Origin of the sequence: Streptomyces sp. URMC 126 (assembly GCF_051386555.1) — a bacterium.
Lineage (GTDB): Bacteria > Actinomycetota > Actinomycetes > Streptomycetales > Streptomycetaceae > Streptomyces.
The window spans coordinates 1-17,947 of sequence record NZ_JBPQTX010000038.1 but is presented as its reverse complement, the minus strand read 5'-3'; the positions used below and the strand labels follow the sequence as shown (position 1 = coordinate 17,947).

The window sequence follows — 17,947 nt, the reverse complement described above, 5'->3', positions numbered from 1 at the left end:
CGACCCGCCCCCGGCACGGGAACTGTTCGCGGCAGAGAAGGGCCAGAAGTGACATGACCAGTGACGAGAAGGTTCTCGACTACCTCAAGCGCCTGACCGTCGACCTGCGCAGGACCCGGCAGCGGCTCCAGGAGGCCGAGGCCGGCGCCCGCGAGCCCATCGCCGTCGTCGGCATGGCCTGCCGCTACCCGGGCGGCGTCCGCTCGCCCGAGGACCTCTGGGACCTGGTCGCGTCCGGCACGGACGCGATCGGCCCGCTGCCCGCCGACCGGGGCTGGGACCCGGAGCTCTACGACCCGGACCCCGCCCGGCACGGCAGGGTGTACGTCCGCGAGGGCGGCTTCCTGGACGGCGCCGACCGGTTCGACGCCGGCTTCTTCGGCATCAGCGGGCGCGAGGCCCTGGCCATGGACCCACAGCAGCGGCTGCTGCTGGAGACGTCCTGGGAGGCCCTGGAACGCGCCGGCATCGACCCGGCCCGGCTGGCCGGCAGCCGCACCGGCGTCTTCGCCGGCGTCATCTACCAGGACTACGCGTCCCGACTCCGGCGCGTACCGCCCGAGTTCGAGGGCTACATCGGCAACGGCAGCGCCGCGAGCGTCGCCTCCGGCCGCGTCGCCTACACCCTCGGCCTGGAGGGCCCGGCCGTCACCGTCGACACCGCCTGCTCGTCGTCGCTGGTCGCCCTGCACCTCGCCTGCCAGTCGCTGCGCCTCGGCGAGAGCACCACCGCGCTGGCGGGCGGCGTCACCGTGATGGCCTCCCCGCTGGCCCTCATCGAGTTCAGCCGGCAGCGCGGGCTCGCCCCGGACGCCCGCTGCAAGGCGTTCGCCGCCGGAGCCGACGGCACCGCACTCGGCGAGGGCGCCGGCATGCTCGTCCTCCGCCGGCTGTCCGACGCCCGCCGCGACGGGCAGCCCGTCCTCGCCGTCATCCGCGGCTCCGCCGTCAACCAGGACGGCGCCAGCAGCGGACTCACCGCCCCCAGCGGCCCCGCCCAGCAGCGCGTCATCCGCGACGCCCTCGCCAACGCCCGGCTCACGGCGGCGGACGTGGACGCGGTGGAGGCCCACGGGACGGGCACCACCCTCGGCGACCCCATCGAGGCACAGGCGCTGCTCGCGACGTACGGCCAGGAGCGGGCGGCCGGCCGGCCCGTACGGGTCGGCTCGGTGAAGTCCAACATCGGCCACGCGCAGGCCGCGGCGGGCGCGGCCGGGGTCATCAAGATGGTGATGGCGCTGCGCCACGGCGTCCTCCCGCGCACCCTGCACGTCGACGAGCCGTCGCCGCACGTCGACTGGTCGGCCGGCGCGCTGTCCCTGCTCACCGAACCGGCGCCCTGGCCGGAGGCCGAAGGGCGGCCCCGGCGGGCCGGTGTCTCGTCCTTCGGCGTCAGCGGCACGAACGCGCACGTGGTGCTGGAAGAGGCGCCGGGGGAGGCCGAGGCCGGGACGGCGGGGGCCGGGCCGGCGGGGGCCGACGGGTCCGTGCCCGCGCGGGACAGGGCCACGGCCGCCGGGCCGGACCCCGACGCCGCCGCTCCCGAGGCGGGCCCCACTGACGGCGGGGCGGAGCCGTCCGTCGCGTCGGCGGTGCCCTGGACGCTGTCAGCGAAAACCCCGGAAGCACTGCGCGAGCAGGCCGCGCGCCTCCTCGCCCACCTCGACGCCCACCCCGACGAGACGGCCGCCGAGATCGGCGCGGCGCTCACCCGCGGACGCTCGGTCTTCGAGCACCGGGCCGTGGCCGTGGGCGCTGACCGTGACGAACTCCGGTCGGCCGTCGCGGCGTTGGCGGCGGGTGAACCCGCTCCGGACACCGCCGAAGGCGCGGTGCGCGGCACGACGAAGGTCGTCTTCCTCTTCCCCGGGGAGGGCATCGAGACCGGGCCCGGGGTGCGCCGACTGCTCGCCGAGTCCCCGGTGTTCGCCCGCCGGATGGCGGAATGCGCCGAGGCTCTCGCTGCTGGCACGGGCCGGACCGCCGCGGACGTCCTGCGGAGCTTGACCGCGGCGATCGACGCGGCCGCCGGGATCGGTGTGAGCGCCGGGATCGGCGCGACCGAGGCGGCCGGCGCCTCCGGCGCGAGCGGCGTGCCGGAAGCGACCTTCGGGCCGGGCGGGGCAGGTGTCCCCACGGCGGCGACGGCGAGGCCGACCGGTGCGCCTGAGCGGCCCGGCGGTACCGAGGCGGCCGACGGAGCTGCGGCTTCCGCCGGGTCCGCCGAGCCTGGCGGGTCCGTCGAGTCCGCCGGGTCCGCCGAGCCTGCCGGGTCCGTCGAGTCCGCCGGGTCCGCCGGGTCCGCCGAGCCTGCCGGGTCCGTCGAGTCCGCCGAGCCTGCCGGGTCCGTCGAGTCCGCCGAGCCCGCCGGGTCCGCCGGGTCCGCTGGGGTCACCGGGTCCGCCAAGCCCGCTGGATATGCCGGATCCGCTGAGTCCGCTGGGGATGCCGGATCCACCGGGTCCGTCAGGTCCGTCAGGTCCGCCGAGTCCGCCGAGTCCGCCAAGTCTGCTGGGTCCGCTGGGCACGTCGGAGCCACCGGATCCGTAGGGTCCGTCGGGTCCGTTGGGGATGCCGGATCCGCCGAGCCCGTCAGGTCCGCCGGGTCCGCCGAGCCCGTCAGCTCCGTCGAGTCTGCCGGATCCGCTGAGTCCGCCGAGCCCGCCGGTTCCGGCGCGGCCGGCGCGGTCCGCCGGTCCGGCACCGCCGGTGGCAGCACGTCGTTCGGCCGAGCCGGCGTGCCCGGCGGCCCGGATGCCCGTGCCGCCCGCTGGGCCGTCGCCGTGTCGCTCGCCGCGCTCTGGCGTCACCACGGCGTCCGCCCGACGGCGGTCGTCGGTGACGGTTTCGGCGAAATCGCGGCGGCTTGCGCGGCGGGTGTGCTGTCGCTGGAGGACGGCGCCCGTGCGGTGATCGGGGAGGAGACCGGCGCCGTGACGCCCCGGCCGGCGGAGGTGCCGTTCCGTACGGCGTCCGGCGAGACCGCTTGGCGGCCCGCCGCCGACCGCACCGCACGCGGATTCGTCGCCTTCGCGGCCGAGTCGGCCGCCCGCGCCCGGACGGCCTTCGTCGTCATGGGACCGGGTGCCGACACCCTCGCCGAAGCCGCCGGACCGGACTCGTTCGCCGTGCCCGCGCTGCGCGCGGACGGCGGCGCGCGCGGCCTGCTGGCCTCCCTCGCGGCCGTGCACGTCCGCGCCGCCGCCGTGGACTGGTCCGCCGCCCTCCCGGCCACCGGCCTCCGCCACGTCGACCTGCCGACCTACCCGTTCCGGCGCCGACGCTACTGGCTGGACGACGCCCCGGCCGCCGGTGACGTCGCCTCCGCCGGGCTCGGCGCCGTCGACCACCCGATGCTGAGCGCGGCCGTCGAACTGCCGGACGGTGACGGGGTGCTGTACTCCGGGCGGCTGGCGCCGCGCACCCACCCGTGGCTCGCCGACCACACCGTGCTCGGCCGGACACTGCTGCCCGGGACGGCCTTCCTCGAACTCGCCCTGTGCGCGGCCGACCACGTCGGCTGCGGCCTGGTCGAGGAACTGACGCTGCACGCCCCGCTCGTGGTCGAGGACGCGGGCGTCCGCCTCCGGCTGGCCCTCACCGGCCCGGACGCGTCCGGCCGCCGCCGGCTGACCCTCGACGCGCGCACCGACGACGGCGACTGGACCCGGCACGCGACCGGCACCCTGGCCGAGGGCGCGCCGCGCGCGGCCCGCGACCTGATGAACCCGCCGTCGGAGGACGCCCGGGAGGCGGACGTCACCGCCTTCTACGAGCGCGCCGCCGAACGCGGCTACGCCTACGGTCCCGCCTTCCGCGGCCTGCGGTCCCTCCGCCACACCGGCGACGAGGTCCACGCCGAGGCCGCCCTCGACGGCGACCGGCGGGCGGAGGCCGCCCGCTACCGCCTCCACCCCGCACTCGCCGACGCCGCCCTCCAGGCCCTCGGCGTCCTGGCCGAGGAGGAGGGCGGAGCGCCCCGGCTCCCGTTCGCCTGGCGAGACGTGGCCGTACACACCCCGGGCGCCGGCGCCCTGCGCGTCCGCCTCACCCGTACCGGCCCCGACACCGTCACCCTGGACCTCGCCGACCCGGCCGGCACCCCCGTCGCCTCGGCGGGCGCCGTGCTCCTGCGGACCGTCCGGGACGGGCGGTCCGGAGCGGAGAACGGAAGCGCGGCGGACGCGGGCGCCGCGGCGGGCGGCGGGGAAGCGCGGGACGGCCGGGACGCGGCGGACGCTCCGGCGGAGCTGTACCACGTGGAGTGGACCCCCGCCCCGGCATCCGCTGCCACCGGGCGGGAGGACGCGGCCACCGCGCAGGCCCCGACGCCCGTCGCCGCCGACGGGCACGCGCCTACGGCGCCGGCCGGTCGGAGCGAGGACGCCAAGCCCCTCGCGGCCTCCGTGCCTGCTCCCGGCGAGGGGGCGCATGCGGCCGCAGCATCCGCCTCGGTGCCCGCGCCGGCCGATCGGAGCGTGCCCGCCGCGCAGGCCCCGACGCCTGTCACCAGCGTCGGGCACGCGTCCACGGCGCCGGCCTCGGCTTCCGCGCCGGCTGGCCGGAGCGAGGACGCCAAGCCCCTCGCGGCCCCCGTGCCCGCTCCCGGCGAGAGGGTGCCCGCGGCCTCGGCACCCGCTTCGGTGCCCGCACCGGCCGACCGGAGCGCGCCCGCCGCGCAAGCCCAGACGCCTGTCACCAGCGACGGGCACGCGCCCACGGCGCCGGCCGGTCGGAGCGAGGACGCCAAGCCCCTCGCGGCCTCCGTGCCCGCTCCCGGCGAGAGGGCGTCCGAGGCCGAGGCATCCGCCTCGGTGCCCGCGCCGGCCGGCCGGAGCGTGCCCGCCGCGCAGGCCCCGACGCCTGTCACCAGCGATGGGCACGCGTCCACGGCGCCGGCCTCGGCTTCCGCGCCGGCTGGCCGGAGTGAGGGCGCCAAGCCCCTCGCGGCCTCCGTGCCTGCTCCCGGCAAGGGGGCGCCCGCGGCCTCGGCACCCGCCTCGGTGCCCGCGCCGGCCGACCGGAACGTGCCCGCCGCGCAGGCCCCGACGCCCGTCGTCACCGACGCGCCGGCCTCGGCTTCCGCGCCGGCCGGCCGGAGCGCGCCCGCCGCGCACGCATCCACCCCCGCCCGCGCCGCCGTCGGGCACGACACGCCCGACGCCCCCGCACCGGCCACCCCAGAACGCACCGACCCCGCGTCCGTCGCTCTGCTCGGCGCCGCCGACCCCGGCGGCGTGCCGGTGCTCGACCTGCCCGGGGCCGCCGTGCATCCGGACCTCCCGGCCCTTGTCGCGGCCGTCGACGCCGGAACACCCGTGCCCCGAACGGTGGTTCACGCCTTCCCCGCCACCGTCGGCGCCCCCGGACCGGAGGCCCTGCGCGCCGCCACCGAGGCCGCCCTGGAGCTCGCCCGCGCCTGGACGGCGGACGCCCGCCTCACCGGCGCGACCCTCGTCGTCGTCACGCGCGGCGCCCTGGCCGTACGCCCCGGCGAGGACCCGGACCCGGCCGTCGCCGCGGCCCTGGGGCTGCTGCGGACGGCCCAGTCCGAGCGTCCGGACCGGATCGTCCTGCTCGACACCGACGCCCCCGTGGGCGAGGGCCTGCTGACGGCCGTCCTGGACACCGGGGAGCCGCAGGCGGCCGTGCGGGACGGGCGGGTTCTGGTGCCGCGCCTGGCGCCGGCCGGGACGGCGACGGACCGACGGCCCGACCCCGCCCCCGCTCTGGATCCGCACGGGACCGTGCTCCTCACCGGCGGCACCGGCGCCCTCGGCGGCGAGCTCGCCCGCCACCTGGTCCGCGGCGGGGCGCGCAGGCTGCTGCTCGCCGCCCGCAGGGGCGAGGAAGCGCCGGGCGCGCGGGAGACGGCGGCGGAACTGACCCGGCTCGGCGCGGACGTCACCGTGGCCGCCTGCGACGTCTCCGACCGTGCCGCGCTCGCCGCGCTGCTCGACGGCATACCGGACGCGCACCCGCTGACCGCCGTGTTCCACGTCGCCGGAGTCACCGACGACGGCATCCTGGACGCCCAGACGCCCGAGCGGCTCGACACCGTCCTGCGTCCCAAGGCCGACGCCGCCTGGCACCTGCACGAACTCACGCGCGACCGCGACCTCGCCGCGTTCGTGATGTTCTCCTCGGCCGCCGGGACGTTCGGTTCCGCCGGGCAGGGCGGCTACGCGGCGGCCAACGCCTACCTCGACGCCCTCGCCGGTCACCGTCGGGCCCACGGGCTGCCCGCGCAGTCACTGGCCTGGGGGCTGTGGGCCAAGAGCAGCGCGCTCACCGACGCGCTCGACGCGACGGGCCGCGCCCGGCTCGGCAGGACGGGCGTCCTCCCGCTGGCCACCGACGACGCCCTGGCGCTCCTCGACGCCGCCGCCGCACACGGCGGACCCGTCCTGGCACCCCTCCGGCTCGACCCGGCCCGCCTGGCAAACCAGGGACGGACACCGGCCCTCCTGCGAGCACTTCTGACGGATCGTCAGGACGACGTCCGGGACAGTCACACCGGCCAGGCCGGGCGGAACGGCCACGACACCCGGCCCGACCGCACCCCCGAGCCCGCCCGGACCGCCCACGAGGAAGAGGCCGCGGCGAGCGCGCCCCGCCCGGACGACGTCCCCGCCTCGCCCGGCCACCGCTACGCCGCCCTCCCGGAGGCCGAACGCCGGCGCGCCCTGCTCGGGCTGGTGCGGACGCACGCCGCCGCCGTGCTCGGCGAGGCGACCCCCGCCGACATCGCGCCCGACCGCGGCTTCGTCGACCTCGGCCTGGACTCCCTCGCCGACCTCGAACTCCGCGACCGGCTGCACGAGGCCACCGGGCTGCCCCTGGCCACCACCCTGATCTTCGACTACCCGACGGCGGCCGCCCTCGCCGACCACCTCTGCGCCGAGTTCGCCGCCGCGGCGCCCGCCGACGACGCGAGCGGCCCGATCGAGGGAGAGCTCGACCGGCTGGAGGCCGCCCTGGCCCCCTACGCCGCCGACGAGGGGGCCAGGGAGCTCGTGGCCCGCCGCCTCGCCGACCTGCTGTCCCGCTGGGGCGCGGACCCGGCCGCCGCCCAGGACCGGACCGACCACGGCTCCGGCCGCCCCGGCGCGGACCCCGGCCAGGAGGCCCGCCCCCACGACGACTTCGCCACCGCCACCGACGACGAGCTCTTCGAAGCGCTTCGAGAGCTGCGCACCGCGGAACGCGGCTGACCACCGGACCGCACACCCCCCGAGGAGCTGGCTCGAAGTGAGCAACGAAGAGAAGCTGCGCGAACACCTCCGGTGGGCGACCGCCGAGCTCAAGGAGTCCCGCCGCCGCGTCAAGGAGCTGGAGGACGGCGGCCGGGAACCCATCGCCGTCGTCGGCATGAGCTGCCGGCTGCCCGGCGGCGTGAACTCGCCCGAAGACCTGTGGCAGTTGGTGGTCAAGGGCGGTGACGCCATCGGCGCGCCGCCCGCCGACCGGGGCTGGCGGATCGACGACCTGTACGACCCCGACCCGGAGTCCGGCCGCCCGGGCACCACCTACGTCCGCGAGGGCGGGTTCATCGAAGGCGCCGACGGATTCGACCCGGCCTTCTTCGGCATCAGCCCGCGCGAGGCCCTGGCCATGGACCCGCAGCAGCGGCTGCTGCTGGAAGCCGCCTGGGAAGCCGTCGAACGCGCGGGCGTCGACCCGCGCCGCCTGCGCGGCGAACGCGTCGGCGTCTACGCCGGGCTCATGTACCACGAGTACGGCAACCGCGGCATCGAGGTGCCCGAAGCCGTCGCCGGATTCCTCGGCGCCGGCACCTCCGGCAGCGTCGCCTCCGGCCGGATCGCCTACACGTTCGGCTTCGAGGGCCCGGCCGTCACCGTCGACACCGCCTGCTCCTCGTCCCTCGTCACCCTCCACCTCGCCGCCCAGGCGCTGCGCCGCGGCGACTGCACGCTCGCCCTGGCCGGCGGCGTCACCGTGATGGTCACCCCCAACACCTTCGTCGAGTTCAGCCGGCAGCGCGGCCTCGCCCCCGACGGCCGGTGCAAGTCGTTCTCGGCCGCCGCCGACGGCACGGCGTGGGGCGAGGGCGTCGCCATGCTGCTGGTCGAGCGGCTCTCCGACGCCCGCCGCAACGGTCACCCCGTCCTCGCCGTCCTGCGCGGCTCCGCCGTCAACCAGGACGGCGCCAGCAGCGCCCTCGCCGCCCCCAACGGCCCCGCCCAGCAGCGCGTCATCCGCCGCGCCCTGGAGGACGCCGGACTCACGGCGGCCGACGTGGACGCGGTCGAGGCGCACGGGACGGGCACCAGGCTCGGCGACCCGATCGAGGCCCAGGCCCTCCTCGCCACCTACGGCAAGGACCGCCCGGCGGACCGGCCGCTCTGGCTGGGCTCGCTGAAGTCCAACATCGGCCACACGCAGGCGGCGGCGGGGGCCGCCGGCGTCATCAAGACCGTCATGGCCCTCCGCAACGGCGTGCTCCCGCAGACCCTGCACGCCGAGGAGCGGACACCGCACGTCGACTGGTCGTCCGGCGCCGTCGAGCTGCTGACCGAACGCCGCGACTGGCCCGACACCGGCCGCCCGCGCCGGGCCGCCGTCTCCTCCTTCGGCGTCAGCGGCACCAACGCCCACGTGATCCTGGAGCAGGCGCCCGAGGAGGAGCCCGCCACCCCGGCCGAGCCGGGCCCGGGGGCTGTGCCCTGGGTCGTCTCCGCCCGTACCGGCGAGGCGCTGCGGGCGCAGGCCGGGCGGCTGGCCGAGGCCGTCGAGGGCGCCGATCCGGGGCGGGTGGGTTGGTCGCTGGCGTCGGGGCGGTCGTCGTTCGAGCACCGCGCTGTGGTGATCGGGGACGGACGCGGCGAACTGCTCGGTGGACTGCGAGCGTTGGCCGGTGGTGAGGTTGCCGCCGGTGTGGTGAGCGGAGTGGCCTCAGGTGAGGCCGACGGGCCGGTGTTCGTCTTCCCCGGGCAGGGGTCGCAGTGGACCCGCATGGCCGTCGAACTCCTCGACGAGAGTGCTGTGTTCGCCGAGCACATCTCGGACTGTGAACGGGCGTTGGAACCGTACGTCGACTGGTCGCTGACCGGCGTCCTGCGGCAGTCCCCGGGTGCGCCGGGGTTCGACCGGGTGGACGTGGTGCAGCCGGTGCTGTGGGCGGTGATGGTGTCGCTGGCCGGGCTGTGGAGGTCGGCCGGGGTCGAACCCGCCGCCGTCGTGGGTCACTCCCAGGGCGAGATCGCCGCCGCCTGTGTGGCGGGCGGGCTGTCGCTGGAGGACGGCGCCCGGGTCGTCGCGCTCCGCTCCCGCGCGCTGCTGGAGATCGCGGGCGAGGGTGGCATGGTGTCCGTCGCCTTGCCGGCGGACGAGACCGAGGCGCTGTTGGCCGCCTGGGACGGACGTATCTCCGTCGCCGCCCTCAACGGCCCCCGCTCCACCGTCGTCTGCGGGGACGCGGACGCCCTGGAGGAACTCCTGGCGCACTGCGAGGCACGAGAGATACGGGCGCGGCGCGTCCCCGTCGACTACGCCTCCCACTCCGCCCACGTCGAGCGCATCCGCGACCGCATCCACCGTGAACTCGCCGACGTCCGCCCCCGCACCGGGTCCGTCCCCTTCCATTCCACCCTCACGGGCGAGGTCATCGACACGGCGGACCTCGACGCCGACTACTGGTACCGCAACCTGCGCAACCCCGTCCGCTTCCGGTCCGTCATCGACGACCTCCTGGCCGCCGGACATCGCGCGTTCGTCGAGTGCAGCGCCCACCCCGTCCTCACCGTCGGCATCGAGGAGACCGCGCAAGACGCGGACGTCCCGGCCGTCGTCGTCGGCTCCCTCCGCCGCGACGAGGGCGACCGGCGTCGCTTCCTGACCTCCCTGGCCGAGGCGTACACGCAGGGCGTCGCGGTCGACTGGACCACCGTCTTCCCCGACGCCGCCCGGCACCGCGTCGACCTCCCCACCTACGCCTTCCAGCGCGAGCGCTACTGGCTGGAGGGGGACACCGCCACCGGCGACGTCACCGCGGTCGGCCTCCGGGCCACCGGGCACCCGCTGCTCGGCGCGGCCGTGCCGGTGGCCGGCGGGGACGGGCTGCTGCTCACCGGGCGGGTGTCCGTCGACACCCACCCCTGGCTCGCCGACCACGCCGTCTGGGGCACCGTCCTCGTCCCCGGCGCCGCCCTCGTCGAACTCGCCGTCCAGGCGGGCGATCTGACGGGGGGTGGGATGGTGGAGGAGCTGACGCTCCAGGCGCCGCTCGTCCTGCCCGAGCGTGGCGGCGTCCACCTCCAGCTGTCCGCCGGCGCGGCCGACGAGGACGGCCGGCGGCCGCTCGCCCTGCACTCGCGGCCCGAGGACGCCGCCCCGGACGCCGCCTGGACCGCCCACGCCACCGGCTTCCTCGCCCCGGACACCGCGCCCGCCCCGGACTGGGACCTGACCGCCTGGCCGCCCCCGGGCGCCACGCCCGTCCCCGTCGACACGCTGTACGAGCGCCTGGCCGGCGACGGCCTCGGCTACGGGCCCGCCTTCCAGGGGCTGCACGCCCTCTGGGAGCACGGCGACGATCTCTACGCCGAGGTCAGGCTGGGACGTGAACAGCGGGACGCGGCCGACGCGTTCGCCCTGCACCCGGCCCTGCTCGACGCCGCCCTGCACCCCGCCGCCGCCCGCACCACGGGCGACGTCCGGCTGCCGTTCGCCTGGGCCGGCGTCACCGTGCACGCCACCGGCGCCACCGCCCTCCGCGTCCACCTCGCGCCCGCCGGCGACGATGGCCTCGCCCTCCGCGCGGCCGACGGCTCCGGCGCGCCCGTCGCCTCCGTCGCGTCGCTGGTGAGCAGGACCGTCAGCCGTGACCAGCTGGAGTCCGCGCGCACCGCGCGGCACCACGACTCCCTCTTCCACGTCGAGTGGAACGAAACCGACGCCCCCGAGCGGGAGCCGGACTGGGCGGTGCTGGGGGAGGACGCCCTCGGCCTGGCCGACGGGCACCCCGGCGTGCCCGTCCACGCCGACCTCGCGGCACTCGCCGCCGCCCCCGCCGTCCCCGGCACCGTCGTCGTCCCCTGCCGCCTCACCACCGGCGGCGCCCCCGCCGACGAGGCCGCCACGGAGGTGACGCACCGGCTCCTCGCCCTCCTCAAGGACTGGCTGGCCGAGGAGCGCTGCGCGTCGTCCCGGCTCGTCCTCGTCACCTCCGGCGCCGTGCCCGCCGCACCGGGGGAGACCGTCCACGACCTCGCGCACGCGGCGGTCTGGGGCATGGTCCGCTCCGCCCGCACCGAACACCCGGGCCGGTTCGCGCTGCTGGACACCGACGGGCTGCCCGGCTCCCGGCGGGCCCTGCCCGCCGCCCTCGCCGCGGACGAGCCCGAAGCCGCCCTCCGCAACGGCCGGCTGCTCCTGCCCCGGCTCGCCCGGTCCGCCACCGGGCGGTCCCTGGAGCCCCCGCACGACGCCCCGGACTGGCGGCTCGACGTCACCAGCAAGGGCACCCTGGAGAACCTCGCCCTCGTCCCCGCCCCCGAGGCGGCCGGCCCGCCCGGGCCCGGGCAGGTGCGGATCGCCGTCCGCGCCGCCGGCATGAACTTCCGCGACGTCGTCCTCGGACTCGGCATGGTCGACCAGGACGTCATGGGCGGCGAGGCCGCCGGCGTCGTCCTGGAGGCCGGCCCCGGCGTCACCGAATTCGCCCCCGGCGACCGGGTGTTCGGCATGGTGCCCGGCGCGTTCGGCCCGCACGCCGTCGTCGACCGGCGGCTGCTCGCCCCGATGCCCGACGACTGGACGTACACCGAGGCCGCCACCGTCCCCATCGCGTTCCTCACCGCCTGGTACGGCCTGGTCGACCTGGCCGCCGTCCGCCCCGGCGAGACGCTGCTCGTGCACGCCGCCACCGGCGGCGTCGGGCTCGCCGCCCTCCAGATCGCCCGCCACCTCGGCGCCGAGGTGTACGCCACCGCGAGCCCCGCCAAGTGGGACACCCTGCGCGCCCTCGGCGTGCCCGAGGAGCGGATCGCCTCCTCCCGCGACCTCGGCTTCGAGGACGCCTTCCGGACGGCCACCGGCGGGCGCGGCGTGGACGTCGTCCTCAACTCCCTCGCCCACGAGTACGTCGACGCCTCCCTGCGGCTCCTCGCCCCCGGCGGCCGGTTCGTCGAGATGGGCAAGACCGACATCCGCGACGCCACGGCCACGGAGGCCGCCCACCCGGGCACCACCTACCGGTACTTCGACCTCATCGACGCCGGGCACGAACGCATCGGCGCGATGATCGGCGAGCTGATGGAGCTGTTCCGGCGGGGCGTGCTCCGGCCGCTCCCGGCCGCCACCTGGGACGTCCGCCGGGCCCCCGAGGCGTTCCGCTTCATGAGCCGCGCCCGGCACACCGGCAAGGTCGTCCTGACCATGCCGGACGTCCTCGACCCCGCCGGCACCGTCCTGATCACCGGCGGTACGGGCGTCCTCGGCGGGCTCGTCGCCCGCGATCTGGCCGAACGGCACGGCGTCCGGCACCTGCTGCTGCTCGGCCGACGCGGCGCCGACGCCCCGGGCGTCGCCGAACTCCGCGCCCGGCTACGGGAATCGGGCGCCGAGGCGACCGTCGCCGCCTGCGACGCCGCCGACCGGGACGCGCTGGCCGCCGTGCTCGCCGCGATCCCCGCCGACCGTCCGCTCACCGCCGTCGTCCACGCCGCCGGGGTCCTCGACGACGCCGTCGTCACCGCCCTCACCCCCGCGCAGGTCGACGCCGTCCTGCGCCCCAAGGTGCGGGCCGCGTGGAACCTCCACGAGCTCACCCGGGACACCCCGCTCGGCGCGTTCGTCCTCTTCTCCTCGGCCGCCGCCACCCTCGGCGGCCCCGGGCAGGGCAACTACGCCGCCGCCAACGCGTTCCTCGACGCGCTCGCCCGGCGGCGGCGGGCCGACGGCCTGCCCGGCCTGTCCGTCGCCTGGGGCCTGTGGGAGACCGTCAGCGGCATGACCGGCCACCTCGACGCCGCCGACCACACCCGCATGCGGCGCTCCGGCGTCGCCCCGCTCACCGACGCGGAAGGGCTCGACCTGTTCGCCGCCGCCCTCGCCGGGGACCGGCCGCTGCCCGTCGCCCTGCGGCTCGACACCGCGGCCCTGCGCGCCGCCGCCGGCCCCGGAGGCGTCCCGCCGCTGCTGCGCGCCCTGGCCGGCGGACCCGCCCGGCGGACCGCCGGGGCCGCGAGCGGGGAATCGCGGGACGCCCTCGGGGCGCGGCTGGCCGCCCTGCCCGCCGCCGAGCGCGAGAGCGCCCTGCTGGACCTCGTCCGCGGCCACGCGGCGACCGTCCTCGGCCACGCCTCGGCCGAGGACGTCCACGACCGGCAGCCGTTCAAGGCGCTCGGCTTCGACTCGCTCACCTCCGTTGAACTGCGCAACCGCCTGAACGCCGCCACCGGCCTCCGGCTCCCCGCCACCCTCGTTTTCGACCACCCGACCCCCGCCGACCTCGCCGCCCACCTGCGGACCCTGCTGCTGCCCGACGGCGGCGACGGACCCGCCGGCCCGCCCCCCGGGGACGACGCCGACGTGCGGAAGCTGCTGGCCGGCATCCCGGTCGCCCGCCTCCGGGCCGCCGGACTCCTCGACCCCCTCCTCCGGCTGGCCGCCGACGCGGGCCAGGCCCCGCCCGACGGCCCGGCGGAGGACACCGACGCGATCGGCACCCATGTGACCGACCCCGACGCGATCGACACCATGGACGCCGACAGCCTGGTGGACATGGCCCTTGACATGACGGACATCCGATAGCGCCCGGACGGCGGAGAACCACGATGGCTGCGACATACGAGAAAGTCCTTGAAGCGCTGCGCGCGTCCGTCAAGGAGACGACACGGCTCCAGCAGGAGAACCAGCGGCTCGCCGACGCCGCGCGCGAACCCGTCGCGATCGTCGGCATGGCCTGCCGCTTCCCCGGGGACGTACGCTCCCCCGAGGACTTCTGGCGGCTCCTCGCCGACGGCACCGACGCCGTCGGCCCGTTCCCGGAGGACCGCGGCTGGGACGTCGACGACCTGTACGACCCCGACCCCGACCGGGTCGGCAAGAGCTACGTCCGCCACGGGGCGTTCGTCCGCGACGCCGGCCGGTTCGACGCCGCGTTCTTCGGCATCAGCCCCCGCGAGGCCGTCGCCATGGACCCCCAGCAGCGGCTGCTGCTGGAGACCGCCTGGGAGGCGTTCGAACGGGCCGGGATCGACCCGGAGTCCGTCCGCGGCAGCCGCACCGGCGTCTTCGTCGGCACCGCGCCGCTCGGCTACGCGACCGGCGCCCGGCAGGGCTCCGACGGCGCCGAGGGCTACCTGCTGACCGGCACCACCGTCAGCGTCGCCTCCGGGCGCCTCGCCTACGTCCTCGGCCTGGAGGGCCCGGCCGTCACCGTCGACACGGCCTGCTCGTCGTCGCTGGTCGCCCTGCACCTGGCCTGCCAGTCGCTGCGGCGCGGCGAGTCCACGCTCGCGCTGGCGGGCGGCATGGCCGTGATGGCCGAGCCGCGCATGTTCGTCGAGTTCAGCCGGCAGCGCGGCCTCGCGCCCGACGGCCGGTGCAAGGCGTTCGCCGCCGGCGCCGACGGCACCGCCTGGGGCGAGGGCGGCGGCGTCCTGCTCCTCGAACGCCTCTCCGACGCCCGGCGGAACGGCCACCCGGTCCTCGCCGTCGTCCGCGGCTCCGCCGTCAACCAGGACGGCGCCTCCAACGGGCTCACCGCCCCCAGCGGCCCGTCCCAGCAGCGCGTCGTCCGCGAGGCCCTCGCCGACGCCGGGCTCACCCCCGACCAGGTCGACGCCGTCGAGGCGCACGGCACCGGCACCTCCCTCGGCGACCCCATCGAGGCCCAGGCGCTGCTCGCCACGTACGGGCAGGGGCGGCCCGCCGAACGGCCGCTGTGGCTGGGCTCGGTGAAGTCCAACATCGGCCACACCCAGCTCGCGGCCGGCGTGGCGGGCGTCATCAAGACCGTCCTCGCCATGCGCCACGGCACCCTCCCGCGCACCCTGCACGTGGACGAGCCCACGCCGCACGTCGACTGGTCGTCCGGCGCCGTCTCCCTCCTCACCGAGGCGCGGCCCTGGCCCGAGACCGGCCGCCCGCGCCGCGCCGCCGTCTCCTCGTTCGGCATCAGCGGCACCAACGCCCACGTCGTCCTCGAACAGGGCGACGAGCCGGCGGCCGACGAACGGCCGGACGGGGACGGGCCGTTCGTGTGGGCCGTGTCCGCCAGGAGCCCCGAGGCGCTGCGCGCCCAGGCCGCCCGGCTCGGCGACGCCGTCCGCGCCCACCCCGCGTGGCGCCCCGGCGACCTCGCCCGCGTCCTCGTCCGCTCCCGCGCCGCCCTCGACCACCGCGCCGCCGTCACCGGCGCCACCCGCGACGACCTGCTCGCCGGCCTCGACGCGCTGCGCGACGGCGCCTCCGCGCCCCGCCTCGTCCGCGACACCGTCCGGCGCGCCGGGAAGACGGCGTTCCTCTTCACCGGCCAGGGCGCCCAGCGCGCCGGCGCCGGCGCGGAACTGTACGCCGGGCACCCGGCGTTCGCCCGCGCCCTCGACGCCGTCTGCGAGGCGCTCGGCGACGGGCTCGGCGCCGAGACCCGCGCCCTCGTCCTCGGCACCGGAGACCCCGCCCTCCTCCAGGGCACCCTGCACGCCCAGACCACCCTGTTCGCCCTGGAGACCGCCCTGTTCCGGCTCCTGGAGTCGTGGGAGCTGCTGCCGGACGCCGTCCTCGGCCACTCCATCGGCCAACTCGCCGCCGCGCACGCCGCCGGGGTGCTCTCCCTGGACGACGCGGCCGCCGTCGTCGCCGCCCGCGGCCGGCTGATGGCCCGGCTCCCGCGCGGCGGCGGCATGACGGCCGTCCAGGCCGACGAGGAGGAGGTGCTGCCGCTGCTGGAGGGCCGCGCCCACCTCGCGGCCGTCGCCGCCGTCAACGGCCCCCGCGCCGTCGTCGTCTCCGGCGACGAGGACACCGTCCGCGAGGTCGCCGCACACTTCGCCGCCGTCGGCCGCCGCACCAAGCGCCTCGACGTCAGCCACGCCTTCCACTCCCCGCGCATGGACGGCATGCTGGACGGCTTCCGCGCCGTCCTCGACCGCGTCACCCTCCACGCGCCCGCCCTCCCGGTCGTCTCCGACCTCACCGGCCGCGCCCTCACCGCCGACGAGGCCCGCGACCCGGCGTACTGGGTGCGGCACGTCCGCGAGACGATCCGGTTCCACGCCGGGGTCCGCCGGCTCGTCGCCCAGGGCGTGCGCACCTGCCTCGAACTCGGGCCCGCGGGCGTGCTGTCGGCCCTCGCCCAGGACGCCGCCGCCGAGGACGGCACCGACCTCACGGCCGTCCCCCTGCTCCGCCCGGACCGGCCGGAGCCCGAGACCGTGCGCACCGCCTGCGCCCACGCCTGGGCGCGCGGCGCCCGCACCGGCCTCGCCGCCGTCCTGCCCGCCGGACCCACCCCCCACCTGGACCTGCCCACCTACCCCTTCCAGGGCGAACGCCACTGGCTGCGCCCCGCCGACGGCGACGGCACCGGGGGGCCCGGCGCGTTCGGCCTCGACGACGCCGGACACCCGCTGCTCACCGCCGCCGTACGGCCGGCCGACGACGACCGGCTCGTCCTCACCGGCCGGATCTCCACCCGCAGCCACCCCTGGATCGCCGACCACGTCGTCCTCGGCACGGTCATCGTCCCCGGCACCGCCTACCTCGACCTCGTCCTGGACGCCGGCCGCCGCGCCGGCTGCGGAACCGTCGAGGAGCTGAACCAGGAGGCGCCGCTGATCCTCACCGGCGGCCGGCCCGTCGACGTCCAGCTCACCGTCGGCGCCCCCGACGCCGCCGGCCGCCGCACGGTCGCCGTCCACTCGCGGCCCGACAGCGGCGCCGCCTGGACCCGGCACGCCCACGGCACCCTCGCCCCCGGCACCCCGGAGCCCGCCCGCGACCTGGCGGGCGACTGGCTCCCGGCCGACGCCGTCCCCGTCGACCTAGCCGACTTCTACCCGTCGGTCGTCGCCGACGGCTTCGCCTACGGGCCCTCCTTCCGCGGCCTGCGCGCGCTCTGGCGGTCCGGCGACGAGGTGTTCGGCGAGGTCGAACTCCCCGAGGCCGCCCGCCCCGACGCCGCCGGGTACGGGGTGCACCCGGCGCTGCTGGACGCGGCCCTGCACGCCGGGCTCGTCGGCAACACCGGCGACACCGTCCGGCTGCCGTTCTGCTGGAACCGCGTCGGCCTGCACACCACCGGCGCCACCGCCCTCCGCGTCCGCCTCGCCCCCGCCGGCCCGGACGCCATGCGGCTCACCGTCGCCGACGCCGAGGGCACGCCCGTCCTCACCGCCGACTCCCTCCAGGCCCGCCCGGTCTCCCTCGGCCAACTGCGCGCCGCCCGCCGGGACGACGCCCTCCACGAGCTCCGGTGGACCGCCGCGCCCGCCGCGGAGCCCGAGACCCGCACGCGCACATGGGCGGTACTCGGCGACGCCCTGCCCGGCGTCGAGGCGGCCCTGCCCGCCGGCGACCGGCCGGCGACCGGCCCCGACGCGTCCGCGCCCGACGTGGCGCTGGCCCTCATGGCCCCCGGCCGGACGGTCGGCGAGACCGTCACCGAGACGCTGGCGCTGCTCCAGCGGTGGCTCGCCGACGAGCGCACCACGTCGTCCGTCCTCGCCGTGCTCACCCGCGGCGCGGTCGCCACCAGCCCGGACGACGCCGTACCGCACCCCGAACTCGCCGCCGTCTGGGGCCTGGTGGGCGCGGCGCAGGCCGAGAACCCGGGCCGCTTCGTCCTCGCCGACCTCCCCCCGGACGCCGGCCCGACACCGGAGCTGCTCGCGGCGCTCCTCTCCGGCGAGCCCCGGCTCGCCCTCCGCGACGGCACCGTACGCGTCCCCCGGCTGGCCCCCGCCCGGCTCCCCGC

General features: G+C 77.8%; 2 protein-coding genes and 1 pseudogene. All 3 read left to right on the top strand.

All coding sequences use genetic code 11. The features are described from left to right. Positions 1-53 precede the first annotated feature (53 nt). A complete protein-coding gene (locus ACSNOK_RS07465) occupies positions 54-7,217 on the top strand; it encodes an SDR family NAD(P)-dependent oxidoreductase (protein ID WP_436779794.1) in 7,164 nt (2,387 codons plus the stop codon). Positions 7,218-7,254: 37 nt separating this feature from the next. Continuing rightward, positions 7,255-13,779: an SDR family NAD(P)-dependent oxidoreductase gene (locus ACSNOK_RS07460; RefSeq protein ID WP_436779793.1), complete on the top strand. Its 6,525-nt coding sequence runs from the start codon at positions 7,255-7,257 to the stop codon at positions 13,777-13,779. Positions 13,780-13,850: 71 nt separating this feature from the next. After that, positions 13,851-17,947 (top strand): annotated as a pseudogene (locus ACSNOK_RS07455) (type I polyketide synthase); the annotation flags it as partial.